This is a genomic window from Mesorhizobium sp. BHbdii (assembly GCF_053848045.1).
This window is the reverse complement of the sequence record NZ_JBSPKX010000221.1, coordinates 1-442: the sequence shown is the minus strand read 5'-3', so window position 1 is coordinate 442 and position 442 is coordinate 1. Positions and strand designations below refer to the sequence as shown.

Below are 442 nucleotides of genomic sequence, written 5' to 3'. Positions count from 1 at the left end.
AGACCGAGACGCCCTCGGCAGCGCCGGCCGGCTGCAGCGCGGCAAGGGAAAGGCCGACGATCGGCGCAAGCATTGATAGGCGCATGGCCGGCAGGTTCGGGAAAAACCGCATCACACTGTTCCTCACGCTGCCGTCGGGCTCGGAATACGTGGCAGGTTCTCAGCCAGGAACCGCCAATCGTCGCGCTCGCTTTCGCCTTCATGGCGCTTGCCGAAGAATTGGATGATCATCTCGCCTTCGGCGCCAAAGACCTCGAGCGATGTGACATGGCCATCCTTGGTCGGTTTGCGCACCGCCCAGACTTCATCGATGTGGTCGGTGCGCAGGTGCAGGTGGAAGGTCTCGTCCAGAACATTGATCCACGGCCCCATCGGCTTGATCGACCCGACCGGGCCGGAATGGATCTGGATGCAGCCGCGGTTGCCGACAAAGCACATGATC

Annotated in this window: 1 protein-coding gene; it reads right to left on the bottom strand. The window is 62.4% G+C overall.

The features are described from left to right. Positions 1-123: 123 nt before the first annotated feature. On the bottom strand, positions 124-442 hold a 319-nt coding region (locus tag ACWTU8_RS32735), incomplete at its 5' end, for a ChuX/HutX family heme-like substrate-binding protein (protein ID WP_455851364.1).